This window comes from Rhizobium sp. LjRoot254 (genome assembly GCF_964254105.1).
GTDB lineage: Bacteria > Pseudomonadota > Alphaproteobacteria > Rhizobiales > Rhizobiaceae > Rhizobium_E.
In genome coordinates this window covers 1,918,094-1,942,802 of the sequence record NZ_CAXUSM020000001.1, presented here as the reverse complement: position 1 = coordinate 1,942,802, position 24,709 = coordinate 1,918,094, and the positions used below count along the sequence as shown (strand labels likewise).

General features: G+C 60.2%; 25 protein-coding genes and 5 tRNA genes. 11 read left to right on the top strand and 19 right to left on the bottom strand.

The features are described 5' to 3' along the window. Nucleotides 1–81 precede the first annotated feature (81 nt). The 8 genes from ACSQ26_RS09485 to ACSQ26_RS09450 form a co-directional block, all read right to left on the bottom strand. The gene (locus ACSQ26_RS09485) at nt 82–1,119 is read right to left on the bottom strand and encodes an AraC family transcriptional regulator (protein WP_436008301.1); all 1,038 of its coding nucleotides are present in this window, start codon (nt 1,117–1,119) and stop codon (nt 82–84) included. Further along, complete coding sequence (locus tag ACSQ26_RS09480) at nt 1,109–1,402, bottom strand: hypothetical protein (protein WP_436008300.1); 294 nt, start codon at nt 1,400–1,402, stop codon at nt 1,109–1,111. Before ACSQ26_RS09480 ends, ACSQ26_RS09485 begins: the two co-directional genes overlap by 11 nt. Nucleotides 1,403–1,445: 43 nt before the next feature. After that, entirely contained in the window at nt 1,446–1,673 is a 228-nt protein-coding gene (locus tag ACSQ26_RS09475; protein WP_436015175.1) for a GcrA family cell cycle regulator, read from the bottom strand. 453 nt (nt 1,674–2,126) lie between these two features. Further along, nucleotides 2,127–2,203: transfer RNA gene (locus ACSQ26_RS09470), tRNA-Arg, on the bottom strand. A gap of 49 nt (nt 2,204–2,252) precedes the next feature. Continuing rightward, nucleotides 2,253–2,558, bottom strand: a complete 306-nt coding sequence (locus tag ACSQ26_RS09465; protein ID WP_436008299.1) for an ETC complex I subunit — start codon at nt 2,556–2,558, stop codon at nt 2,253–2,255. A 90-nt stretch (nt 2,559–2,648) separates the two neighbouring features. Next, nucleotides 2,649–2,725, bottom strand: a tRNA-Pro gene (locus ACSQ26_RS09460). A 65-nt stretch (nt 2,726–2,790) separates the two neighbouring features. Further along, nucleotides 2,791–3,267 (bottom strand): DUF192 domain-containing protein, encoded by a 477-nt coding sequence (locus tag ACSQ26_RS09455; protein ID WP_436008298.1) that lies wholly within the window; start codon nt 3,265–3,267, stop codon nt 2,791–2,793. A gap of 11 nt (nt 3,268–3,278) precedes the next feature. Next, a complete protein-coding gene (locus ACSQ26_RS09450; RefSeq protein ID WP_436008297.1) occupies nt 3,279–3,857 on the bottom strand; it encodes a cold-shock protein in 579 nt (192 codons plus the stop codon). Between the two features lie 191 nt (nt 3,858–4,048). Here ACSQ26_RS09450 and ACSQ26_RS09445 point away from each other — a divergent pair, with 191 nt between their 5' ends. From ACSQ26_RS09445 to ACSQ26_RS09430, 4 genes are all read left to right on the top strand, one after another. After that, nucleotides 4,049–4,489 (top strand): VOC family protein, encoded by a 441-nt coding sequence (locus ACSQ26_RS09445; RefSeq protein WP_436008296.1) that lies wholly within the window; start codon nt 4,049–4,051, stop codon nt 4,487–4,489. A gap of 179 nt (nt 4,490–4,668) precedes the next feature. Next, a complete protein-coding gene (locus tag ACSQ26_RS09440) occupies nt 4,669–6,096 on the top strand; it encodes a YcbK family protein (RefSeq protein WP_436008295.1) in 1,428 nt (475 codons plus the stop codon). Between the two features lie 172 nt (nt 6,097–6,268). Further along, nucleotides 6,269–6,343, top strand: a tRNA-Glu gene (locus ACSQ26_RS09435). Between the two features lie 146 nt (nt 6,344–6,489). Further along, nucleotides 6,490–6,564: transfer RNA gene (locus ACSQ26_RS09430), tRNA-Glu, on the top strand. Nucleotides 6,565–6,610: 46 nt separating this feature from the next. Here the strand turns inward: ACSQ26_RS09430 and ACSQ26_RS09425 are convergent. Then, nucleotides 6,611–6,988, bottom strand: a complete 378-nt coding sequence (locus ACSQ26_RS09425) for a helix-turn-helix domain-containing protein (protein WP_436008294.1) — start codon at nt 6,986–6,988, stop codon at nt 6,611–6,613. After that, nucleotides 6,985–7,287 (bottom strand): type II toxin-antitoxin system HigB family toxin, encoded by a 303-nt coding sequence (locus ACSQ26_RS09420; protein WP_436015173.1) that lies wholly within the window; start codon nt 7,285–7,287, stop codon nt 6,985–6,987. Before ACSQ26_RS09420 ends, ACSQ26_RS09425 begins: the two co-directional genes overlap by 4 nt. A gap of 210 nt (nt 7,288–7,497) precedes the next feature. Here ACSQ26_RS09420 and ACSQ26_RS09415 point away from each other — a divergent pair. Further along, nucleotides 7,498–7,572 (top strand) — tRNA-Glu (locus ACSQ26_RS09415). Between the two features lie 5 nt (nt 7,573–7,577). Here ACSQ26_RS09415 and recJ read toward each other — a convergent pair. From recJ to ACSQ26_RS09390, 5 genes are all read right to left on the bottom strand, one after another. Further along, nucleotides 7,578–9,380: a single-stranded-DNA-specific exonuclease RecJ gene (recJ, locus tag ACSQ26_RS09410; protein WP_436008293.1), complete on the bottom strand. Its 1,803-nt coding sequence runs from the start codon at nt 9,378–9,380 to the stop codon at nt 7,578–7,580. A 61-nt stretch (nt 9,381–9,441) separates the two neighbouring features. Then, nucleotides 9,442–10,764: a homoserine dehydrogenase gene (locus ACSQ26_RS09405; RefSeq protein WP_436008292.1), complete on the bottom strand. Its 1,323-nt coding sequence runs from the start codon at nt 10,762–10,764 to the stop codon at nt 9,442–9,444. A gap of 24 nt (nt 10,765–10,788) precedes the next feature. Then, nucleotides 10,789–12,012 (bottom strand): LL-diaminopimelate aminotransferase, encoded by a 1,224-nt coding sequence (locus ACSQ26_RS09400; protein WP_436008291.1) that lies wholly within the window; start codon nt 12,010–12,012, stop codon nt 10,789–10,791. 104 nt (nt 12,013–12,116) lie between these two features. After that, nucleotides 12,117–12,749, bottom strand: coding sequence for a LysE family translocator (locus ACSQ26_RS09395; protein WP_436008290.1), 633 nt, complete (start codon nt 12,747–12,749; stop codon nt 12,117–12,119). Between the two features lie 4 nt (nt 12,750–12,753). Then, nucleotides 12,754–13,065, bottom strand: a complete 312-nt coding sequence (locus ACSQ26_RS09390) for an SHOCT domain-containing protein (protein WP_436008289.1) — start codon at nt 13,063–13,065, stop codon at nt 12,754–12,756. Nucleotides 13,066–13,206: 141 nt separating this feature from the next. On the opposite strand from ACSQ26_RS09390, the gene ACSQ26_RS09385 reads away from it, so the two are divergent. The 4 genes from ACSQ26_RS09385 to ACSQ26_RS09370 all read left to right on the top strand — a co-directional run bounded on the left by ACSQ26_RS09385 (nt 13,207) and on the right by ACSQ26_RS09370 (nt 18,030). Next, nucleotides 13,207–15,048, top strand: a complete 1,842-nt coding sequence (locus ACSQ26_RS09385) for a PHA/PHB synthase family protein (RefSeq protein ID WP_436008288.1) — start codon at nt 13,207–13,209, stop codon at nt 15,046–15,048. A 72-nt stretch (nt 15,049–15,120) separates the two neighbouring features. Further along, nucleotides 15,121–15,948, top strand: a complete 828-nt coding sequence (gene map, locus ACSQ26_RS09380) for a type I methionyl aminopeptidase (RefSeq protein WP_436008287.1) — start codon at nt 15,121–15,123, stop codon at nt 15,946–15,948. 7 nt (nt 15,949–15,955) lie between these two features. Then, on the top strand, nt 15,956–16,783 hold the full coding sequence (radC, locus tag ACSQ26_RS09375) for a RadC family protein (RefSeq protein WP_436008286.1): 828 nt from the start codon (nt 15,956–15,958) through the stop codon (nt 16,781–16,783). Nucleotides 16,784–16,893: 110 nt separating this feature from the next. After that, nucleotides 16,894–18,030, top strand: a complete 1,137-nt coding sequence (locus ACSQ26_RS09370; protein WP_436008285.1) for an NADH:flavin oxidoreductase/NADH oxidase — start codon at nt 16,894–16,896, stop codon at nt 18,028–18,030. Nucleotides 18,031–18,052: 22 nt separating this feature from the next. On the opposite strand, the gene ACSQ26_RS09365 is transcribed toward ACSQ26_RS09370, so the two are convergent. The 3 genes from ACSQ26_RS09365 to tpiA form a co-directional block, all read right to left on the bottom strand. Then, a complete protein-coding gene (locus ACSQ26_RS09365) occupies nt 18,053–19,681 on the bottom strand; it encodes a CTP synthase (protein WP_436008284.1) in 1,629 nt (542 codons plus the stop codon). 139 nt (nt 19,682–19,820) lie between these two features. After that, nucleotides 19,821–20,321 (bottom strand): preprotein translocase subunit SecG, encoded by a 501-nt coding sequence (secG, locus tag ACSQ26_RS09360; protein ID WP_436008283.1) that lies wholly within the window; start codon nt 20,319–20,321, stop codon nt 19,821–19,823. A gap of 121 nt (nt 20,322–20,442) precedes the next feature. After that, nucleotides 20,443–21,213: a triose-phosphate isomerase gene (gene tpiA, locus ACSQ26_RS09355; protein WP_436008282.1), complete on the bottom strand. Its 771-nt coding sequence runs from the start codon at nt 21,211–21,213 to the stop codon at nt 20,443–20,445. Between the two features lie 198 nt (nt 21,214–21,411). On the opposite strand from tpiA, the gene ACSQ26_RS09350 reads away from it, so the two are divergent. Both ACSQ26_RS09350 and ACSQ26_RS09345 read left to right on the top strand, forming a co-directional pair. Next, nucleotides 21,412–22,938: a caspase family protein gene (locus ACSQ26_RS09350; RefSeq protein ID WP_436008281.1), complete on the top strand. Its 1,527-nt coding sequence runs from the start codon at nt 21,412–21,414 to the stop codon at nt 22,936–22,938. A 19-nt stretch (nt 22,939–22,957) separates the two neighbouring features. After that, entirely contained in the window at nt 22,958–23,695 is a 738-nt protein-coding gene (locus tag ACSQ26_RS09345) for a hypothetical protein (RefSeq protein WP_436008280.1), read from the top strand. A gap of 3 nt (nt 23,696–23,698) precedes the next feature. Here the strand turns inward: ACSQ26_RS09345 and ACSQ26_RS09340 are convergent, their stop codons facing one another. Further along, nucleotides 23,699–24,574, bottom strand: coding sequence for an alpha/beta hydrolase family protein (locus ACSQ26_RS09340; protein WP_436008279.1), 876 nt, complete (start codon nt 24,572–24,574; stop codon nt 23,699–23,701). Nucleotides 24,575–24,709 lie beyond the last annotated feature (135 nt).

The window sequence follows — 24,709 nt, the reverse complement described above, 5'->3', positions numbered from 1 at the left end:
GCTGCCTCGAACTTGCCATCGCAGTCGGCAGCGAATTCGGCGTTGTCGCCCACTGTTTTCAGTATTTCATGAGGCTGAGAGCTATCGGAGGCGAAACTCCGAGGGGGACTTGCCGGTCCACCGGCGGCAAGCATGACTGAACGAACTCGACTGATGGAAACCCAACAGCCACGCAATCTGTGAGGCCTGAAGATTGTCTTCTTCAAGATAGCGAATTGCCATGTCCCGGCGCATTTGGTTGAGGATTTCGCCAAAGCTGAGGTCTTCTTCTGCAAGCCTGCGTGCGAAGGTACGCTCGCTCATGCCAAGTCGACGAGACACCACCCTGGCGCTCGCCTCGGCATGAGGCAGAAGCGGAGCAATCGTATTTTCAACAAGGGTGCGGAAGGGACTTGTATTCGTCGTGCGAACTGAGAGCGCTTCTTCGCTCATCTGCGTCATAATTTCGTTGAGAAACGGGTCAGCGTTGACCAGGGGAAGCGCAAGCACAGTGGGATCAAAGTGCATTTCGTCGGCATAGGCGTCGAATTCGATATCGCAACCAAACAGCCGGCGCATCTTGTCCAGATTTCCCGAACGATGGTGAACGAAGCTGGCTTTGATCGGCGCAAGCTTTTTTCCAGTGATCTGGCGGCAGACACGCAGAAGCGCGAACACAAAACATTCCATCTGGTGCCGGTCCAGATGCCGAGGAACCCCTGTATAGGACAGTCTGATGCGGCACGCCGATGTCTTCTCGACCTGAACGGTGAGCGCCTCGTTCCCGACGCGGGCGTAACGCTCGATCCGCCGTAGCGCATCGCCAAGAGTTTGTGACGAGGCAGCCACGTAGTAAAGCATCCCGATTTCGCGAAGGTCGAAATCCTGCGCAAGAGTGAGGCCGGTCCAGGCGTCCTTGGTGGCAAGTGAAATCTGCCCCAGAAGCTCGATCTGCGACAAGACGCTGATGCGCGTATGGTTCGAAAGATCAGCCTTCGACAAACCGGAGCGAGACAGCAAGGGCGCTGGATTTATTCCCGACCGTTCAAGATGCGCCACGCCGAGCCGCGCAGCCAAACCGGTCGCGGTGGGGACCGCCGCCAGTTTTCGAATGATCGGACCGTCGTGATTAGTGACCATCACTGCCCATCGCCAGTTTCGCGCCCGAAACATCCTCCCATTGGCAGCTTAAAGCAAGTGAGCCGCGGATCGGCGAACACGCCGCTGTCATCGGCGCACCGAAATGATACACACGCAGCTGCCCGGGGCTGGAAGCCTCCTCATTTGCGGCGAGGACCCCTCGCATGTGCGACGGTCGCCACATTACGGTATTGCCGCCGGTAAAAGGAAACCAAGGCGGAAAACCGGCCTTTGCGGAAAAACTCGCATCATCCGAGAACTGGCTCTCGAACTCGTCGACCAATCTGGCCAAGCTCGCCGAGCAGGTCTACCCCGGAGCCTTTCGTTTAACGCCGTGCCAACCTTGGACGGCGATACGTGTTCTTCGCCGGGAGTGCTATCGCCATCTGGTGATGGTGTGTGCAATAGGGCGACGTTCCAGCGACCGGACGGCAACAAAACAAAAAGTGGCCGACCTCGGCGCGATCCTCAGAGACGGGCCATTTGCACTGATGCGGGCGCAATTGCGTCAGCGGACGCAGCCGAAACCTGTTCTGGATCGGCAGTTCGTCCATTGTGTTTTCAAGCATTGACTGAATTCCTTTTGAGTTAACGGGGCGCCCTCGCCTTGTGGACGCTTCCCCAAGCGAACGGGCCGCTATCAGGGCCGCACCGAACGCAATGCGCTCGCAGCGCACCCACGGCTGGAGGCCGCACCATTCGGGGCGCGATCCCTCAGCGCGGGCGTTGGCCAATGCGCGTCACCGCCGCCACGGGCTCATAAGCGCCCACCGCAACATATGTAGGAAGTGCGCTGAGGCGCTCATTGTTCTCAGCTGCCAATTGCTTGTCGAGCAACGCCAGTTGAGGCCCGTCTTCGATGCGGACGACGGAAAACGCGCGGTGCAAGACAGCAAGGGGAAGCTGACGCTTTGCGCAGGCCGTTACCCATGCGTTACCCAGAGTGATTTGCGACGATGCAGGCCAAACAAGATATGCCGCAATATATTGAAATTATTGATGAAAATTGGCGACCCCTGCAGGGCTCGAACCTGCGACAACCTGCTTAGAAGGCAGGTGCTCTATCCAGCTGAGCTAAGGGGCCGCACTGGCCGGAGGCCGTAAAATTTAGGGCTTCAGGCAGCCGGTGACGACTAGTGCGTCCAGGGCTGTGTACGGGTATATTTGAAATTGTCCGTGTAGGACACCGTCTTGCGGGTCGCTTCCTTTGGCTCGACGACCCGGTATTCGATATTTTCGCGCTTGGCATAGGCCTCGGCCAGCTGGCGCGTTTCGAAGATCAGTCTGAGCTGCTGGCGCATGTCGCCCGAACCGGTATAGCCGGTAACGTAGTCGATGACGCGCGGGCGCTCCTGATCGTATTCCAGCACCCAGAGATTTGTCTTGGCCTTGCCGGATTGCATCGCGGTCTTGGCGGGACGGTAGATTTTTGCCGGCATGCTGGATTCACCCCAAATTCGTCTGGCACTTATGGTCAAGCATACTGCCATAAGATTGACGGCAAGCAAATGACCAAGTCCCTTTCGGAATGGTCGGAGCGGAGAGATTCGAACTCCCGACCCTCTGGTCCCAAACCAGATGCGCTACCAGGCTGCGCTACGCTCCGTATCTTCCGATGTCGAGGGACTTACACAAGTCGCCCCTGCCCTGCAACTGATAAAGTGATGAGATTCAAGGCTTCTTCGCAGATGCCGCGATTTGACCGCTCTCGATCATGTCGCCGGCAGCGATTCCCAGCTTTTGCGCCGTGCCGGCGTTGAGTTCGAGCACGAAGCGCACGGGATCACGCGAATCGATGATCTCCTCCGACAGCGGCAGCGTGTCGGCCCTGACGAGCGCGATCCGGCCATCCGGCGCGATAAACAGCATGTCGAGCGGTAGATAGGTATTCTTCATCCACATGTAAACACGCCGCGTCTCGCCGAAGTCGAACAGCATGCCCCGGTCCGCAGCCATTTCGTCGCGGTTCATCAGCCCCTGCTGGCGCTGGTCGGCAGCAATGGCCAATTCGACAGTGAAGGGAAATTCCTTGCCCGATTTGGTGCGGATCACAAGGTTTTCGGTCTCGAAACTCGCCGAAAAGGCCATGGCCGAGGCCAGCACAAACAGAAAAAGCGCGGCAAGCGCGCTTTTATTGAGACGCTGCATGGCGCGGCGCATCAATGCGACCGGTTGCCCGGATTGATGATGTCAGGATGGATTTCGGCCGCCATCAGCCCCTTGTCGCCATCGCCGAAACGGACGAGCACGCTCTGGCCGGGCCGGAGTTCGGTTATGCCATAGCGGCGCAGCGTTTCCATGTGGACGAAGATGTCCTCGGTGCCCTCGCCGCGCGTCAGGAAACCAAAACCCTTGGTTCGGTTGAACCACTTGACGATCGCCCGCTCGAGCCCGCTCGACGGCGTGACCTGCACATGGGTCCGCACCGGCGGCATCTGCGAAGGATGCACGGCGGTGGATGTATCCATGGAGAGGATGCGAAACGCCTGGTAGCCGCGATCGCGCCGCTGGACGAGGGCTACAACCCGCGTGCCTTCGAGGATCGTCTGATAGCCGTCGCGGCGCAGGCAGGTTACATGAAGAAGGATATCGGCCTCGCCGTTATCGGGGATGATGAAGCCGAAACCCTTGGCTACATCGAACCATTTGATGACGCCGGTGATTTCGAGGAGGTCAACCGGGTCGGCAGCCATGTCCTCGAAGAGGGAGATGCTCTTGGAAGAAATCCTATCCGCCATACTGTCTTGCCCCTACTACGCCACATACCGGTTAACTGATTCTTCACTCCTGAGATTAACATCCCGAAATGATACAGATGCAAGTCCCGGTAGCTAAAAAACCTATGGCTTGTGTTCGCATAAATGGCTTGCCTCAAGCTGGCTTTCTGTCCAGATTTGCGCCAAACATCAGCCAAAACGAGGAAATCCCAATGCGTTATCTCCATACGATGGTTCGCGTCACCGATATCGACGCTTCGCTCGACTTCTATTGCAACAAGATGGGGATGATCGAGGTCCGCCGCATCGAGAACGAGGCCGGCCGCTACACGCTGGTCTTCCTCGCGGGCTCCGACGATATCGACGCCGCCAGGGCGTCCGCCGCGCCGACTCTCGAACTGACGTTCAATTGGGACCCCGAGGACTATACCGGCGGCCGCAACTTCGGCCACCTGGCTTACGAAGTCGATGATATCTATGCCCTTTGCGCGTCGCTGCAGGAAAAGGGCGTCACCATCAACCGGCCGCCGCGCGATGGCCGGATGGCCTTCGTCCGCTCGCCGGATGGCATCTCGATCGAGATTCTCCAGAAGGGTGGAGCCCTTCCGCAGGCCGAACCCTGGCTTTCCATGCCGAATACGGGAAAGTGGTAAGCCTGGCAAAAGGCCCGGCTGCGACGGAACACGCTTTCGCCGCATTTGATACGCATCCAGTGCCGGGGCTCGGCGACAGCCCCGGAATTTGCTGCAAACCCTGTTCATCGTAGCGGCGATCACGACCATTTTACCTTGGTTTACATTTCGCGATTTTCTGTCTAAACAGGGTCGCCGGGATGAAAATCATACAAATAGCGTGGGGACGGATTTTGCCAAGCGACCGGATCAGCACCGCCAAACCCGGACCTCTGCGTTACGTGCTTCTTGCCGCCACGATGCTCGGCCTCCATGGCTGCATGTCCTCTCCCGCCGACCAGCTTGCCCAGATCCAGACCACCGCCGCCACCCGTCCCGCCAATCTCGTCGAACTTGCCGCGCAGCAGAGCGCTGCCGCCAGCGAAGAACAGTCCGAGATCGCCAACCAGGCGCACCAGGACGTCCAGTCGCTCGATCCCGCCGATCTCGGGGTGACCGACGATGCGAGTGCGAACCAGAATCAGGGTCTGTTGACGCAACCCAAGAACATCGCCGCCACGCAGAACAGCATCTATTCGACGACGGACAGCAATTTCACCCAGCAGGGTCTTGTACCCAAGACCGGCCGGCTGAAGGTCGAGCCCGTCGCGGCAACCAAATCCAGCATCTACGCCAACAATTCCGTCGAAGCCGTGATTGCTGCCGACAGCCGGACTGAGCAATCGGCCGCTGACACGCTGCCGAGCTACGACAGCCTCGCCGAGCGGATGGCCGTGCCGATGCCCGATGCCAAGGACGTCAAGCAGGTGCAGGATGTCGCCATGGCCGACACCGAAATCCCGGTCCTCGACCCCAATCCGACGCTCAATGCGCTCGATACGGCCACCGGCCCGGATTCCGAGTTGGCCGCCGCCGATCCCGCGATTGCCGATCTCGATGCGCTGCAGGCAAATCTTGCCAGGCCCGTCGCCGCAGAGACGGAAGAACAGCCTGAGAAAAAGCCGCTCACGCTCGCCGACCTCTTCCGCAAGAAGGATTCGAAGGATTTCGACGGCGACCGCTTCGCCAAGAAGAAGACGCTCACGCGCGGCATCCCCAACATGCAGACAGCGGCGCTCAGCGACAACGCGCTCCCCGGCGTCAACGTCAATGCCATGTTCCCGACGAATCGCATGCCCGACGACGAGGAACACGAAGGCGATGACGAGGACGCGCCCGCTGGCCTGATGCAGCTGGCATCGCTGCCATCCATGACCCGCCTTGCTCCCAACGGCCTTTATATCCAGACCGACAAGGTCGAGGTCCGTTGCCTGAGGTCGCAGCTCGTCGATCTCATCCACCAGGTCGAGAACCACTATAAGCGTCCTGCGATCATCACGTCGGGCTTCCGTGATCGGCGCCACAACAGGCGTGCCGGCGGCGTGCGCCATTCGCTGCATACGCTCTGCGCCGCAGCCGATATCCAGGTGCAGGGCGTCTCCAAATGGGAGCTCGCCGATTATCTCCGCTCGCTGCCGGGCCGTGGCGGCATCGGCACCTATTGCCATACGGAATCGGTGCATATCGATATCGGCAGCGAACGCGACTGGAACTGGCGCTGCCGTCGTAAAAAGCGCGCCCGCAGCTGATATCCAGTCGTCGAACCACCTGACGCCGTCCTCCCACCCCAGCTATTCCATGCCTAAGTCATTGCCCTGATTTTGCTTTTTCGCATTTGGTTGATGCGGCGTATTTACCGGCGGAAATTCGGATTTTGCGCTTGCGGTGTGCAAACAAGCTGGCTATATACGCCCCGTTCGCGCGCCCTTCGTCTATCGGTTAGGACACCAGATTTTCATTCTGGGAAGAGGGGTTCGACTCCCCTAGGGCGTGCCAACCGTTTCTCCCCCTCAAAGAATATGAAATCGTTTGAACGCATTGCATGAGTTTCTTCATGTGATCTTGAAGATTTTGTGAAAATCCCTCACCTGCCCGCTTGCGTGAATCGAATCCGCTGCTATAAGGGCGCCACCGAAGCGCACGCGCCCTTCGTCTATCGGTTAGGACACCAGATTTTCATTCTGGGAAGAGGGGTTCGACTCCCCTAGGGCGTGCCACTTCGATCTTCCCCATCGCAACCCGTTGATGAGATTCGACCTTGACCTACGCCGCAAGCTTGTAGGGGACAACAAGCAGGTCGGCCGGAATATGCCATTCCGAACTCAACAGATGGATCATCTCTTTCGATAGCGCGCGCCGTCGCCTGAGTACCTCGGAAGCACGTTGACGGGAACCGAAGAGTTTACCCAGATCCCCTTGTGTCCGGTTCGTATTTTCCATATGCGCCTTGAGCAGGTCGATGGGCTCCATGGGTTCGATCGGGTAGTGCTTGTTTTCATAGGCTTCGATCAAGTCGCACAGCACTGTAAAACGGTCGCCTTCTTCGGAACCGATTTCAGGCGGAGTATCGAAATAGACATCAACCTCCTTCAAGGCCCAAGCAAGATCTTCATTGTTGCGAATGGGACGAATGTCTCTCATCTTCCTATGGTCTCCGCATTTATCTTGTCATACTCGGAATGGGTGCCGACAAACTTGATCTGCAGCGACTTCCATTGATAGGCCACGCGAACAATCAGCCGGTATTTGTTTCCGGCGATGTCGAAGATCACCCGATTGTCACCCACGAAATCAACGTTTGAACCATAATCCCGCTTGATGTCGGCGGGGCTCGTCCAATCCGCCCTGCTCGCGATATTGAACCATGCTCTGAGCGGTCCCTCAGCTTGAGGGTGGCGTTGCCAAAACAATCTCAAGGTCGAAAAAGCGATGATCTGCACGTCCATACCGTACCCAAAACGGGAACGTCGGTCAACGGGCTTTCGTCATAATACGGGCTTTCGCCATAATATTGAGGCTGGCTAGGGTAACAACAATTGAAAAGCGACAGCGTGATCGAAGCTCCTTAAACACGCACCAGTTCAATTCTCCGACGAAACAACGCGACACTTGCGGCAAACCATGCTCTTGCCTATATTGCCCGTCACCGCGCGCCCATCGTCTAGCGGTCAGGACACCGCCCTCTCACGGCGGGAACAGGGGTTCGATTCCCCTTGGGCGTACCAATTTCTCACACAGCCTTCGCCGCATCCGTGATCCGGAACTGGATTCGCCGCGACCCCTGCCAGTAATCCGCGCTGAGCGACCCGGTAACATGCACCTGGTCGCCACGCGAGGAGAGCAGAAAGCGGCCGAGGTCGGTGTCGACGGCGCGGAAGGCCATGGCTTCGAGGCGTGCGCCATCCATCGCCTGCAGCGATACGCGGATGTGGTTGGTGCCGACATAGCGACATTCCTGGATCCGATGGAACGGTAGCGCGAAGACCGGTTGCGGGTGGCCCGAACCGTAAGGCCCGGCTTTCTCCAACTGGTCGATCAACTCGAACGTGGCGCCCGAGGCCCCGAGTGCGCCATCGATATCGAGCATCTGGTCCTCGACAAGCTCCGACACCTGCTTGCCGGCCATCTCCTCGAAGAAGCTGCGCACACGGCCGAGATTGCCGCGTTCCACTGTCAGGCCGGCTGCCATGGCGTGCCCGCCACCCTTGAGCAGGATGCCCTCGTCAACGGCGGCGCGCACCATGCGGCCCATGTCGAAGCCGGGGATCGAGCGTCCCGAGCCGGTGCCCTTGCCCGAGGGATCGAAGGCTATGGCAAAGGCGGGCCGGCAGAAGCGCTCCTTGAGGCGCGCGGCGATCAGCCCGACAATACCGGGATGCCATTTGTCGCGCGCGGTGACGATGACGGAGGCGCCCTCGCCGGTGCCGTACTCGGCCAGCGCCTCGGCCTCCGCCTCTGCCAGCATGATCTTTTCCATCTCCTGGCGCTCGCGATTGAGATCGTCGAGCTTTGCCGCGATCTCGCCAGCCTTGCCGGCATCATCGATGGTCAGCAGGCGCGAGCCAAGTGCCGCGTCACCAATGCGTCCGCCAGCATTGATTCTCGGGCCGACAAGAAAGCCGAGATGATAGGGCGTCACCGGCCCGCCGATGCCTGCCTTGACGAAGAGCGCGGCGAGGCCCGGATTGGTCATATGGCGGGCCGCGATCAGGCCCTTCACCACATAGGCGCGGTTCAAGCCCTTGAGCGGCACGACATCGCAGACCGTCGCGAGTGCGACCAGGTCGAGCAAGGACAGGAGATCGAGGCTCGCCGCCCGCGGATCATTACGCTGGCGCATCAGGCGGTGCAGCGCCACCAGCACGAGGAAGACGACACCGGCGGCGCAGAGATGTCCCTGTCCCGACAGATCGTCCTCGCGGTTCGGATTGACCAGGGCATGCGCGATCGGCAGTTCATGGCCGACCTGATGGTGATCGATGACGACGACATCGATGTCGCGCGCCGCGGCCGCCGCCAGCGAGTCGATGCTGGTCGAACCGCAATCGACGGTGACGATCAGCTGCGCGCCGTCGTCGATCAACTGGTTGATGGCCGCCGGATTTGGGCCATAGCCTTCGAAGATGCGATCGGGGATATAGATCGTCGCTTCCAGGCCGAAATGCCAGAGGAAGCGGTAGAGCAAGGCCGCCGACGAGGCGCCGTCGACATCGTAATCGCCGAAGATCGCGACGTGTTCGCCCCGGTCGATGGCGCGCGAGATGCGCTCGGCCGCCTTCTCGCAATCGGTCATCGCATAGGGATCGGGCATCAGGTCGCGGAGCGTCGGATCGAGGAAGGCAGGCGCATCGGCAACGCCCACACCCCTGCCCGCGATCACCCGCGCGATCAGCTCCGACATGCCATGGGTCTGGGATATGGCAAGCGCACGGTTGAGTCCCGCCTGGTCAAGCCGCTGCTGCCAGCGCTGGCCGCTCACCGAGCGCTCGACGCCGAGAAAAGCCCTTTCGACCGGATCAACGCGCTCGTTCATCACAACTCCTCGCAACGCATTGAGAAGTAGGGATAAACACCGGCGAAGTCAAAGCGGCGGCTCAAGCCGCCTTCGGCCGCTCGATGCGGATCACCTGCGGCTCGCCGATAAGGTAGCCCTCGGTCTTGATCGCACCGACCGCAGTGCGGACCGATTGCTCAGTGGTGGCATGCGTGACGAGGATAATCGTCTGGCGTTCGGCCTTGTCGTCATGCTTCTTGGGGCGCTGAACGATGGATTCGAGCGAGATGGCATTCTCGGCCATCCGCGTCGCGACGCTCGCGAAAACGCCGGTGCGATCCTCGACGGTGAGACGAATGAAATAGCCGCCTTCATGGCTCTGGATCTCGCCGCGCTTGTAGGGCGCGAGCTGTTTTGCCGGGCGGCCGAGGCTCGGTACGAGCTGCGCGCCGGGATGGCTCTTGGCAATGTCGGCGATGTCGCCCATCACGGCCGAGGCCGTCGCATTGCCGCCGGCGCCGGGGCCGACCATCAGGAGTTCACCCAGCACGTCGGATTCGATCGCCACGGCGTTGGTCACGCCATCGACCTGGGCGATCACCGAATCCTGCGGCACCATGGTCGGATGCACGCGCTGCTCGATGCCGGATGCGGTCTTCTGCGCCACGCCGAGCAGCTTGATCCGGTAGCCGAGATCGGCCGCCGCCAGGATGTCCTCAAGCGAGATATTGGTGATGCCTTCGAGATAGATGTCATCGGCCGCGATCTGGGTGCCGAAGGCCAGCGTGGTCAGGATCGACAGCTTGTGCGCCGTATCATTGCCCTCGATATCGAAAGCCGGATCGGCCTCGGCATAGCCAAGCCGTTGCGCTTCCTTGAGGCAGGCTTCGAAGGTCAGGCCTTCCTTCTCCATCCGGGTCAGGATGTAGTTGCAGGTGCCGTTCATGATGCCGTAGACGCGGCTGACCGTGTTGCCGGTCAGCGACTCGCGGAGCGCCTTGATGACGGGAATGCCGCCGGCGACCGCTGCCTCGAAATTGAGGATCGCGCCGTTCTGCTCTGCCAGAGCGGCAAGCTCCACACCATGCCTGGCGAGCAGCGCCTTGTTGGCGGTGACGACGTGCAGGCCGCGGGACAATGCGGCTTTCACCGAGGAATAGGCCGGATCGTCATCGCCGCCCATGAGTTCCACGAAGACGTCGATATCAGCCGTGCGTGCGAGTTCGGTAGCATCGTCGAACCATTGGAAGCCGCTTGCATCGAAGCCGCGGTCGCGGCTCCGGTCGCGTGCCGACACAGCCATGACCTCGATCGGTCGGCCGCAGGAGACAGCCAGCAGTTCGCGGCGTGTCTGGAGAACCTTTATCAGCGAGGCACCAACGGTGCCCAAGCCTGCAATGCCTATTCTGAGGGCATCAGCCATAATCAATTCCTGTTTCCGTAATGTCTATCTGGCGGATTTAAGCGCGACGACGTTGTGCAACGTGTCGTCCGCCGTTCCGAAGAATTTCTTGATCGACCGCGCGGCCTGACGCAGCCGGTGTTCGTTTTCGACCAGGGCAATGCGCACATAGTCATCGCCGTGCTCGCCAAACCCGATGCCTGGTGCCACGGCCACATCGGCCTTCTCGATCAGCAGCTTGGAGAATTCGAGGCTGCCGAGATGGCGGAATTTTTCCGGCACCGGCACCCATGCGAACATCGAAGCCTTCGGCGCCGGGATATCCCAGCCAGCCCGGCCGAAACTCTCGACCATGACATCACGCCTGCGCTTGTAGATCTGCCGCACCTCGTCGATATGCTTGTCCGCGTCCGGATCGTTGAGCGCGGCGCTCGCCGCCACCTGGATCGGCGTGAAGGCGCCGTAATCGAGATAGGATTTCACCCGCGTCAGCGCCGAAATCAGCCGCTCGTTGCCGACGGCAAAGCCCATGCGCCAGCCGGCCATCGAGAAGGTCTTCGACATCGAGGTGAATTCAACCGCGACATCCATAGCGCCCGGCACCTGCAGAAGCGATGGCGGCGGGTTGCCGTCGAAATAGATTTCGGAATAGGCGAGATCGGACAGCACGAAGATGCCGTGCTTCTTGGCGAAGGCCACCACGTCCTTGTAGAAATCGAGATCGACCACGGTCGCGGTTGGGTTCGATGGATAGCAGAGCACCATCGCGATCGGCTTGGGGATGGAATGAGCCACGGCGCGTTCCAGCGCCCGGAAGAACTCGGCATCCGGTTCGACCGGGATGGAGCGGATCACGCCGCCGACCATCAGGAACCCGAAGGCATGGATCGGATAGGACGGGTTCGGGCACAGCACCACATCGCCGGGCGCGGTAATCGCCTGCGCCATGTTGGCAAAGCCCTCTTTGGAACCCAGCGTCGCGACGATCTGTGTGTCGGGATTGAGCTTGACGCCGAAGCGCCGCTCATAATAGCCGGCCTGTGCGCGGCGCAGGCCGGGAATGCCCTTTGAAGAAGAATAGCCATGGGTATCGGGCCGCTGCACAGACTCGACCAGCTTGTCGACGATCAGCTTGTTGGTCGGCAGGTCGGGATTGCCCATGCCAAGGTCGATGATGTCGGCACCGGCCGCGCGCGCCTGCGCCTTCAAACGGTTGACCTGTTCGAAAACATAAGGCGGAAGGCGACGGACCTTGTGAAACTCTTCCATCATAGACCTCTTGGGCTAATAGCGGCATCACCGCGCCGCAAATCACGCTTTGCGTCCAAACGCCGGGAAAGGCAAGGGCAAAAAGGGCATCCGCGACGGCTATATTAGCGCTGCGCATCCGTTGCCATCCGCATGGCAAAGCCGGCGAGCACGGTTCCCATCACCCAGCGCTGCACCAGCATCCAGGTCGGGCGACTGGTCAGAAACACCGCGAGCGAGCCGGCAATCATGATCAGCACCGAGTTGACGGTCAGGCTGATGGCGATCTGCGTGAAGCCCAGCGCCAGCAGTTGCGTCATCACGCTTCCCGCGTCTGGATGTATGAACTGGGGCAGCAGCGACAGATACATGACCGCAACCTTCGGATTGAGCAGGTTGGTCACCAGTCCCATGGCCAGCAATTTCTTCGGGCCGTCGGGCTTGAGTTCGCGCACCTGAAACGGCGACCGGCCACCGGGACGAACCACCTGCCATGCGAGATAGAGCAGGTAAAGCGCGCCGGCGAAACGCAACGCGTCATAGGCATAGGGCACGGCCAGCATCAGCGACGTGATGCCGAGGGCCGCGGAGAACATGTAGAAAAGGAAGCCGGCGCCGACGCCGATCAGGGAGATGAAGGCCGCAACCCTGCCCTGGCTGATTGAGCGCGAGACGAGATAGACCATGTTCGGACCCGGTGTGATCACCATGCCGAATGCGATCAGCGAGAATGCGAGAAAGCTTGCGAGCGACGGCATTCAGCTACTCCGTTGTCCGGGCGAGCGCCTGAAGCTCCTCGACGCGGCGCCTGTATTCCGCCTCCGAGATCGTTCCTGCCTTGCGCTGGCTTGCGAGCGCCGAGAGTTGCGTCTCCATCCGCGCGGCGTCCTCATCCGTCATCTGCGGCATGGCCGAGTCGAGCGGCTTGGAGAAATCGGGATACCTGTCCGACTGGACCGGCCGATGATCCACAGGATGCACCGTCTCTGTCCGCGAGGCGCTGGAGCACGCGCCTAGCCCCATAGAGAGCACCGCAAGTGCGATCAGGTTTTTGAGGGTCCGTGCGGAGGGCATTCCGTTCTCGCGTCTGAAAATAGAATTTCGGCATTTGGCCGGGGTGCCCATTTTTCTGACACCTAAATGGTGGAAATTGCAATGCGTTTCATGCAATCTATCCGCCAATAATGAGAATGAGAATAAGGGGAGCGAGGCACGATGGCCGACAGCGACACGAGGCAAGAGCCGCCCAGCGATGCCCTGCCCGGTTTCGATCCGGCCAAGATCGAGCCCTTCGTCGTCAAGAATCCCGAAGCCTTGTCGCTTAATATCGCCCGTTCGCTCGAAAACCTCGGCAAGGCCGCTTCCGAATGGCTGCAGCCGCGCGAAAAGGGCGAGAAGACCAATGCCGATATCGAGCCGCTCACCGATATCGTCGCCACCATTTCCAAGGTCGTCGAATACTGGGTCTCCGACCCCTCGCGCACACTCGAGGCGCAGACCCACCTGATGAGTTCTTATTTCGGCATCTGGATGAATTCCATGAACCGCGCGGCCGGCAAGCCGCCGGCAGCGCCCGAGGTGCGGGAAGACAAGCGCTTCTCGGCGCATGACTGGAAGGAAACGCCGTTCTTCGATTTTCTGCGCCAGACCTATCTCGTCACCGCCGACTGGGCCGAGAAGCTGGTGCAGGAAGCCCAGGGGCTCGATCCGCATACCCGCCACAAGGCGGAGTTCTATGTCAGGCAGATCACGTCGGCGCTTTCACCCAGCAATTTCATCGTCACAAACCCGGTCCTCTACAAGGAAACCGTTGCCCAGAACGGCGCCAATCTCGTCGAAGGCATGAAGAAGCTTGCCGAGGATATCAAGGCCGGCCGCGGCGACCTGCGCCTGCGCCAGACCGATACGTCCAAGTTCAAGGTCGGCGAGAACATGGCGGTCACGCCGGGCAAGGTGATTGCGGAAAACGACATCTGCCAGATCATCCAGTATGACGCCGCGACCGACGAGGTTCTCAAGCGCCCTCTCCTCATCGTGCCGCCGTGGATCAACAAATTCTATGTCCTCGACCTCAACCCGCAGAAATCATTTATCAAATGGTGCGTCGAGCAGGGTCACACCGTCTTCGTGGTATCGTGGGTCAATCCCGACGAACGCCACGCGCACAAGGATTGGGAAGACTATGCCCGTGAAGGCGTGGGCTTTGCGCTCGACACCATCACCAAGGCGACCGGCGAGAAGGATGTGAACGCGATCGGCTATTGCGTCGGCGGCACGCTGCTGGCGGCAGCGCTGGCACTGCATGCGCAGGAAGGCGACAAGCGGATCAAGTCGGTCACGCTGTTCACAACCCAGGTCGACTTCACCCATGCCGGCGATCTGAAAGTGTTCGCTGACGAGGCTCAGATCCGCAGCATTGAAAAGAGCATGGCGGAAGACGGCTTTCTCGAAGGCACCAAGATGGCGATGGCCTTCAACATGCTGCGCGCGCAGGAATTGATCTGGCCCTATTTCGTCAACAACTACCTCAAGGGGCAGGAGCCGACGGCCTTCGACCTGCTCTACTGGAACGCCGATTCCACCCGCATGCCGGCGGCCAACCATTCCTTCTATATGCGCAACTGCTATCTCGACAACAACCTCGCCCAGGGCAAGATGAAGATGGGCGGCAAGACGCTCAGCCTCAAGGACATCAAGATCCCGGTCTATAACCTCGCCACCCGCGAGGATCACATCGCGCCGGCAAAGTCGGTCTTCACGGGCTCGAAGCTGTTCGGCGGGCCGGTGACCTATATCATGTCGGGCTCCGGCCATATTGCAGGCGTCGTCAACCCGCCTGACAGGAAGAAGTATCAGTTCTGGCACGGCGGGCCAGCCAAGGGCGATTTCGACGACTGGGTGGCAGAGGCCGAAATGACCGAGGGCTCCTGGTGGCCGCATTGGCATGCATGGATCGAAAGCCAGTCGGACAAGAAGGTCGACGCGCGGAAACCGGGCGGCAACAAGCTCAATCCGATTGAAGAAGCGCCCGGCTCCTACGTGAAGGTTCGCATTTGACGAGGTCCTTTTCCCAGCATAGAGGTTGGAATACCGCTTGAACGTGCCTGAGTTGAAAGTTGATTGGTCCTAATGGTCACCTATATCGAAGCCCTTGCCGCACCCATGAAGAACACCGGTGCCATCCGTCTTTATGGACCCGATGCGTTCGAGGGCATGCGCAAGGCCTGCCAGTTGACCGCGCGCTGCCTCGACGATATCTGGCCGCTGATCAGACCCGGCGTGACGACCAACGAGATCGACCGCTTCGTCTTTGAGTTCGGCATGAAGAACGATGCCCTGCCCGCGACGCTGAACTATCGCGGCTACCGCAAGAGTTCCTGCACCTCGATCAATCACGTCGTCTGCCACGGCATCCCCGACGACAAGCCGCTGCGCGAAGGCGAGATCGTCAATATCGACGTCACCTTCATCCTCGACGGCTGGCATGGCGATTCGAGCCGCATGTATCCCGTCGGCGAGGTCAAGCGCGCCGCCGAACGGCTGATGGAAGTCACCCACGAATGCCTGATGCGCGGCGTGCGTGCAGTGCGGCCGGGCGCCCGCACCGGTGCGATTGGTCATGCCATCCAGTCGTTCGCCGAGGCGGAACGCTGCTCCGTTGTGCGCGATTTCTGCGGCCATGGCGTCGGCCGGCTATTCCATGATGCGCCGAACATCCTGCATTACGGCCAGTCCAACGAAGGCCCTGAGTTGAAAGAGGGCATGATCTTCACCATCGAGCCGATGATCAATCTCGGCCGGCCGCATGTGAAGGTCCTGTCCGACGGCTGGACCGCCGTCACCCGCGACCGCTCGCTGTCGGCGCAATACGAACACACGGTCGGCGTCACGGCTGACGGTTGCGAAATCTTCACGCTTTCGCCGGGCGGGCTCGACAAGCCCGGCCTCCCCAACTGAGGTATCGATGAACAATTCCTCCGGCATTCCCCGCGATCTCCTGGACCCGGAAAATGCCGGGACGGATGAGCCGGTCGAGGACGAGCGCGGCTTCTTTTCCGAGACAATGCCGCGCAAGAATGCGCTCAAGAAATCGACCCCTTTGAAGGATACGAACGGCGCCGAGGCACATTATCATGGCCACCGCGAGCGGCTGCGGACCAAGTTCCGCGATCTCGGCGATACGGCACTTGCAGACTATGAGTTGCTGGAACTGCTGCTCTTCCGTCTCATTCCCCGCAGAGACACCAAGCCGATCGCCAAGGCGCTGATCGACCGCTTCGGCTCGCTGGCAGCCGTGCTGGGCGCACCGATCCATCTGCTGCAGGAGGTCAAGGGTGTCGGCGAGGCAGTCGCTACGGATATCAAGCTGATCGCCGCCGTCGGCCACCGCTCGCTGAAAAGCGGCATCACCGGCAAGAAGCTGCTCGGCTCATGGTCGGCTGTGATCGAATATTGCCACGCCGCCATGGCCTATGAGACGCAGGAACAATTCCGCATCCTTTTCCTCGACAAGCGCAACCAGTTGATCGCGGACGAAGTGCAACAGCGCGGCACGGTGGATCATACGCCGGTTTATCCGCGCGAAGTGGTCAAGCGGGCGCTGGAACTCTCGGCCACCGCCATCATTCTCGTCCACAACCATCCCTCGGGTGACCCGACACCATCGCGCGCCGATATCGACATGACTCATACGATCATCAATACAGCCAAGCCGCTGGGCATCTCCGTCCATGATCACATCATTATCGGCAAGGAAGGACATGCAAGCCTCAAGGGGTTGAGGCTGATTTAGAAAATCATTCCTCGCAATCATGATTTTGATTACCTAGTTTGTGATCGCCCTCCCAAGGCAAGACCGCCGCCTCTCAGCACGTGTCCACACATCAGATTGCAGGCCAGCTCATGTCCCAGCTATTTTCCCCCATCACATTCCGTGAACTCACACTCAAGAACCGCATCACCGTCGCCCCCATGTGCCAGTATTCGGCACGGCACGGCTTTGCCAATGACTGGCACTTCGCCCATCTCGCGCGCTTCGGCATAGGCGGTTTCGGGCTCGTCACAACAGAGGCGACTGCCGTTTCCCCAGAGGGCCGCATTTCCTACGCCGATACCGGCCTGTGGAGCGACGAGCAGATCGAACCCTTCCGCCGCATCGTCGATTTCCTGCATTCCCAAGGCGCTGCCGCCGGCATCCAGCTTGCCCATGCCGGCCGCAAGGCCTCGACACCGGTGCCGTTCCGGCCCAACCCCGCGGACGAGGAGAAGGCGGCGATCGCCTTCGAGGACTGGCAGCCGATCGCGCCGAGCGCGGTTATTCACTCGCCGACCGCGCCGGGCTTCAAGGAGCCACGCGAGATGACAACTGACGATATCAAGCGCTTCAAGAATTCGTTCGTGGAAGCGGTGTTTCGCTCGGAGAAGGCAGGCTTCGATGTTGTCGAGATCCACGCCGCGCATGGCTACCTGCTCGACCAATTCCTGTCGCCGCTCGCCAATAAGCGTCAGGACGATTACGGCGGCAATCGCGACAACCGCATGCGGCTATTGCTCGAATTGACCGAGGAGGTGCGCGCCGCATGGCCGCAGGCTAAGCCGCTCTTCGTGCGCATTTCGGCATCCGACAATCATCCGGATGGCTGGACGATCGATGACAGCATTGTCCTGGTCGGCAAGCTGAAGGCGCTGGGCGTCGATGCAGTCCATTGCTCCTCGGGCGGCTTCGATGGCGCGGCCTTCACTCCGAAGGCGCTCTACCAGCTGCATTTCTCGACCGCGATCCGCAAGAAAACAGGCATTCCGACCATCGCCGTCGGGCTGATCACCAAGCCATCCGAGGCCCAGTCGATCATCGAGAACGGTGATGCCGATCTGGTCGCGATCGCGCGCGCGGCACTCGATGACCCGAACTGGGCGGTCCATGCCCGGCTTGCCCTCGAACGTTCAGAAGACGCTTACGCAAGCTGGCCGCTTCAAGCTGGTTATGCCGTGAAGAACCAGGACCGCGCGCTGAAGCAACGCGCCTTCGAACAGACCTGATCCGGGAGACGAGGGAGCCGCCTCAGACGAAGCGGCTCTGCTCCACCGCGGCCTCGATGAAGCTCGCAAACAGCGGGTGCGGCTCGAATGGCCGGCTCTTCAGTTCCGGATGATACTGCACGCCGACGAACCAGGGATGATCGGGATACTCGATCGTTTCCGGCAGGACGCCATCCGGCGACATGCCCGAGAAGACCAGCCCGCAGTTCTCCAGGCGTTCCTTGTAGTCGACATTCACCTCGTAGCGATGGCGATGCCGTTCGGAAATCTCGGTCGAGCCGTAGATATCCGCGATCTTGGTGTCCTTGTGGAGCACCGCGCGATAGGCGCCGAGACGCATCGTGCCGCCGAGATCACCGCTTGCGGAGCGCTTTTCGAGCTCGTTGCCCTTCACCCACTCGGTCATCAGGCCGACCACCGGCTCGGACGTCTTGCCGAATTCGGTGGAGGAGGCCTTCTCGACACCGGCGAGATTGCGCGCGGCTTCCACCACCGCCATCTGCATGCCGAAACAGATGCCGAAATACGGCACCTTGCGCTCGCGGGCGAACTTCGCCGCCTGGATCTTTCCCTCGGAACCGCGCTCGCCGAAGCCGCCGGGGACGAGAATGCCATGGACCTTTTCGAGATACGGCGACGGATCTTCCTTCTCGAAGATCTCGGATTCGATCCAGTCGAGCTTGACCTTGACCTGATTGGCGATGCCGCCGTGATAGAGCGCCTCGATCAGCGACTTATAGGCATCCTTGAGGCCGGTATATTTGCCGACGATGGCGATGGTCACTTCGCCCTCGGGATTGTGTATCCGGCGTGAAACCTCTTCCCACCGCTCCATGCGCGGCTGCGGCGCAGGCTCGATACCGAACGCGGCCAGAACTTCGTCGTCGAGACCTTCCTTGTGATAGGCGATCGGCACGTCGTAGATGCTTGCGGCATCGAGCGCCTGGATCACGGCCGATTCCCGCACATTGCAGAACAGCGATAGCTTGCGGCGCTCGGGTTCGGGAATCTCGCGATCGGCGCGCACCAACAGGATATTCGGATGAATACCCATCGCCTGCAGTTCCTTGACGGAGTGCTGGGTCGGCTTGGTCTTCAATTCGCCGGCAGCCGGAATATAGGGCATCAAGGTCAGATGGACAAAGACCGCGGAATTGCGCGGCAGTTCGTTGCCGAGCTGGCGGATCGCCTCGATAAAGGGCATCGCCTCGATATCGCCGACCGTGCCGCCGATTTCGCAGAGCACGAAATCATAGCCCTCGTTGCCTTCGGTCACGAAGTTCTTGATTTCATTGGTAACGTGCGGAATGACCTGGACGGTGGCGCCGAGATAATCGCCGCGGCGTTCCTTGTCGATGATATTCTTGTAAATGCGGCCGGTGGTGATGTTGTCGGTCTTGGTCGCCGAACGGCCGGTAAACCGCTCATAGTGGCCGAGATCGAGATCGGTCTCCGCGCCGTCATCGGTCACGAACACTTCACCGTGCTGCGTCGGGCTCATCGTGCCCGGATCGACATTGAGATAGGGATCGAGTTTGCGGAGCCTGACCCTGTATCCGCGGGCCTGAAGCAGTGCACCCAGTGCTGCGGATGCGATTCCCTTGCCTAGGGAAGAAACCACACCGCCGGTAATAAAAACATATCGCGCCATGGGCTTTACCCCCTACTGCTTTGCGGATGATTCCGCCAGAAGAAATTCTTGGTTGCTGACGTTTTCCCGTGGGCACGCCATGCCCATGAAAAAACCGGCAGGAAATTCCCGCCGGTTTTGAATGCCTGTGCCGAAGAGGTTATTGCGGCAGGGCCGGCTTTTCCTCGGTCGTCGCGTCCGCAGGCTTGGTGTCGGTCGAGGTGATCGGATCGGCCGGCTTGACATCCGTCGCGGTCGCGTCGGTCGGCTTCTGGTCGGCTGCGGGATCGGCTGCATTGGTATTGTCGCCGCCGAGCGGGATCGCGTTGGGATCGGCCGGGACTTCCTTCTTCTCTTCCGTCTTGGGCGCCAGGGAATCGAGAAGATTCTTGTCGCCCGTCGTGGTCGTCGGGAGCCGGTCGAGAATGTCGGTGGGCTTGGATTCGTAGCGCGCCAGGATGCCGAGGCCGAGCGAGGTGACGAAGAACAACAAGGCCAGGATGGCCGTCGTCCGCGTCAGCGCATTGGCAGTGCCGCGGGCGCTCATGAAGCCAGAGCCGCCGCCGATACCAAGGCCGCCGCCTTCCGAACGCTGGATCAGCACAACGCCGACGAGCGCAAGCACGATCATCAGATGAATTACGATGAGAACGGTCTGCATATATCCAATCCCGCCCGCCGGGCGGCGGACAAATGTCTAGAGTTGGCGCGCTATTACACGAGCCTTGGAGGTTTTGAAAGCCCTCGGCGCGCGATTTTGGCGGCGCTTCCGGGCGCTGTCGTCAGGCGATCAGGTCGCCATAGACCTGAGAGATGGCGAGGAAGTCCGATGATTTCAAGCTGGCACCGCCGATCAGCGCGCCATCGACGTTGGCGACAGCCATCAATTCACTTGCATTCGAGGGCTTGACCGAGCCGCCATAGAGAATGCGCATCTTGGCCCCCTCGCCGCCGAAACGGGTCTTGAGCTCGGCGCGCATGAGGGCATGCGCTTCCTCGACATCGCCTGTCGTCGGCGTCAACCCGGTGCCGATGGCCCAGACCGGCTCATAGGCGATCACGACGGTTTCGGCTGTTGCGCCATCCGGAACCGAACCGGCAAGCTGCGTCCTCAGCACATCGAGCGTCGAGCCACCCTTTCGCTCCGCTTCCGTTTCGCCGATGCAGACGATCGCGGTTAGCCCCGCTGCGATCGCGGCTTCCGCCTTGGCGCGGACCAGCGCGTCATTTTCTTTGTGCAAGGTGCGACGCTCGGAGTGGCCGACAATCACTGATGTGCCGAAGCAATCCGCGATCATTGCGGCCGAGATGTCGCCGGTGAACGCGCCGGACTGTGCTGGATGGCAATCCTGCGCGCCGATCTTCAGCGGGCTGTCGGTGACGAGCGCGGTGGCGACATAGAGCAAGGTCGCGGGCGGGCAGATCAGCATATCGATCTCTCGGGACAATGCCGGAGCACCCTCGGCCATCGCCTTCAACTCATTGAGTGACTCGCGCGTGCCATTCATTTTCCAATTGCCCGCGACCAGCGGCCGGATGCCCGGAGTTGTCATCGTCTTTCCCCTCCAACAGAATTTGCTGTGGTGACCTACCAGAAAGCCTGAAAATTCCGCAAGCGAAAGTTAAGAAGACGTCATCGCGCAACATTCCGGCTTAAGAATAAAACAATCACATTGACCGTATCGGATTCAACGACTTCAATCTTTCCTGCGGATTCGATATGATGACCGCCGGGACCGAGGAACACCTGGATGTCCGCCTACATTCGCATCAGCCGGCCATTGGTTGGCCTCATCGCGATCATGCTGCTGACCATCTCGGTCGTTGCCGCTGAAGCGGCCAACCGCGTGGCGCTCGTCATCGGCATGTCGAAATATCAGAGCATTCCCCAGCTTGCCAATGCCACCAACGACGCGACTGCCATCGCCGAGAAGCTCAAGGGGTTGGGCTTCGAGGTCGACACAGCCATCGATCAGCCGCTCGCCGATCTGGTCTCGACGATGAATGCATTTTCCTTCAAGTCCGAGACGTCAGATATCGCCCTCGTCTATTATGCAGGCCATGGTGTCGAGCTCAACGGTCAGAACTTCCTGATCCCGGTCGACGTCAAAATCGCCAAGCCGTCCGATATCGGTGCGCAGGCGATCACGCTCAAGCATATGCTGGCTTCGGTCGAGCATGCGCGCAAGCTCCGGATCGTCATTCTCGATTCCTGCCGCAACAATCCTTTCGCCGATTGGCCGGTACAGGAAGTTGCCAAGGCGGGCACCGAGGAGTTCGATTCCAATGCGACCCGTTCGATCAGGCGCGCCGGCCTGTCGGCACCGTCTGTCGACAAGGGCATGCTGGTCGTCTACGCGGCAAAGGATGGCGAAGTGGCGCTCGACGGCGAAGGCGGTCACAGCCCGTTCGCCCGCGCGCTGATCGAAAACCTCCCGGCCCGCAATGTCGAGATCGGCATGATGTTCCGCCAGGTCCGCGATGCCGTGATCAAGGAAACCAAGAACAAGCAGGAGCCGCATTTCTACGGCTCGCTGTCCGGCGTGCCCTTCTTCCTCGGCGGCGCCGACATGAATGTCGCCTCGCTCACCGATCGCAAACAGGCCTGGGGCTCGCTGGCGCCCGACCAGGCGCTGCAACTCGCCTCGCTCGCCGATGAAGGCAATGTCCGCGCCATGATCGGCCTCGGCTATATGTCGCTGTCCACCAATGACAAGGCCCGCTTCAACCCGGAAAAGTCCTACGAGCTGTTTTCCAAGGCAGCCTCGGAAGGCGACCCGGAAGCCATGTTCGAGCTCGGCAAGCTCCATGAAAAGGGCATCGGCACCAAGCAGGACGTCGCCAAGGCGCTTGAGCTTTACCAGAAGTCCGCCGATCTCGGTTTCGCCGATGCCATCAACGATCTCGGTTTCCTCTATTACCAGGGCGCGAGCGGCCTGAAGCGCGACCAGGCCAAGGCCGTCGAGCTTTTCCTGCAAGCCGCCGACCTGCGTCACCCTCAGGCCATGTACAATGTCGCGGCGCTGATCGATGACGGCGTGGTCAAGGGCAAGACTCCGGATGATGCGGCGAAGTATCTTTATGCCGCCCTTCGCTCGGGCGTGAAGGATGTGCTCGAACAGCTCGAGACCAACCCCAATCAGTTCAAGCCCGCAACGCGCAAGGCACTGCAGGCGGAACTCGCCCGCAATAGCCTCTATGCGGGCAAGATCGACGGGTCCATAGGCAAAGGCACGCAGCGCAGCATGCGCATCGCTTTCGGTGAAACGGTAGAATAACGGGGACGGATATATGTATATGAGAGCGACGGCATTCGCGGTGAGAACGTGCTTTGCGTTTTGCATCGCCTTTTCAGGCGTCGTTCCCGTCTATGCCGGCATCCCCGCACCTCGGACATTGTCATCGCAGGATCTCGACGCGATCGACCTCCTGTTCAAGGCCCAGACGGTCGATCCGGGCGGCGGCGGCGATCCTCCTGGTGACGGCGGCGGCAATAACGGCGGAGGCAATAACGGCGGCGGCAAGACCAGCCCCGGCCAAGGTGGCAATTACGAGGGTCGCAAGCGCGAGGAATTCCGCATAAGCCGGTATGAGACCGATCGCATCATCCAGGATTTGCGCTTGGTACGCCGCGAATGCAGCAATTATGACGAAGTCTATCGCATCGATTGCCTGCGCCAGGGAATCGACATGGTTGTGGCTTCCATGCCCGATGGCGGCGACTACACTGAAGCCAAGCGTATCCTCCGCAAGACAAGCAAGCGCCTCGGCTCGATCGTCTCCAAATATCAGGATCGCGACGCGCCGAAACTGGTGGCTCCACGCAATGCCAATCCGCGCTTCAAGAAGCGCCGTACCTATCGTGCCGTAAAGCAGGAATCTCTGCCGCACGCGATGGCTGAGGCAAATGCCGCAGTCTCGGAGGCCGCGACACAGCTCCTCCGTTCGGCCGAGAATTCCGAACGCCGCTACGCCCATTACCAGCAGATTTCCGTGGCCGTGGATTCGACCAAGGTCCTGCTCCGCTCCGGCTGATATCTAATTCAGAATCCAGTTCAGCGTCACACGCCAGTCCGTCATGCGGATTGGCGTGCCATGCGAACCGGTGTTGAAAAGCACGAAACGCGTCGGATAGTGTTTGCCGATCAGGCTCTTGTAGAGCGCATACTGGTCCTGCCAGCGGTAGACGTTGTCGTCGGAACCGTGGCTGAAGAACATCGGCAGCCTCGCGGCATAGGCAGCGCTCTTCGTGAAGTCCGGATTGGTGGGACCACCAAAGATCATCATGCCGGAAAGCTGGCCCGACGCGGTCGCGTCATCAGTTATCTTCCAGCAGATGGAGGTTCCCATCGACGCGCAGGTCAGCACGATCTTCGCCTGTGGCGCGGAGGCATGGACATAATCGATGAGCGCTGAAACGTCCGCCGCCCCCTGGTCTTGGAAATCCTTGGCCGAGGGCGCGAAATAGACGCCATTATTCTCGTCCACGAGATTCTTGAGGCGATTGAAATTGCCACCAAAGGTGAAATCGTTGGCACCCAGCTTGCGATCGCCGCCGCGCCCGTGGACGAAGATCACTGCAAAGCGCGCCGAACGCAGCTTGCCGATATGGAAGACATCGACGGAGCGGCCCTGATGCTCGATCGTCTCGAAATCCTGGCGCCAGCGGACACCGAGCGAAACATAGTCGCCCTTGACTCGGCGCTCCAGGATCTCGTCACGCTTGTGGATGTCGCGCATCTTGTCGTAATCGACCTTCAGGAACGCGCCGTCATCGGCCTGTTCGAGAATACCGGGATAGGCAAAGAGCTTGTCCTTGAAGCTTCCAAGTTCGTCGGCAGCAGCCGAAGTCAGCGTGAGAATGGTGGAGAAAGCAGCGATCAGCATCCTTCTCGGCAAACGAACTGTGGACATCAGGCCTCCATCCTCGCTATCTCGGCCCGATATCTTGCCATTCAAGTCTCGGACACGCCATTCTCTATATGTTCGCGTATCATTGTGCCATCTGTCAGAATCCAATGATTCGCGGAACGAACGAGCCGACTGGAA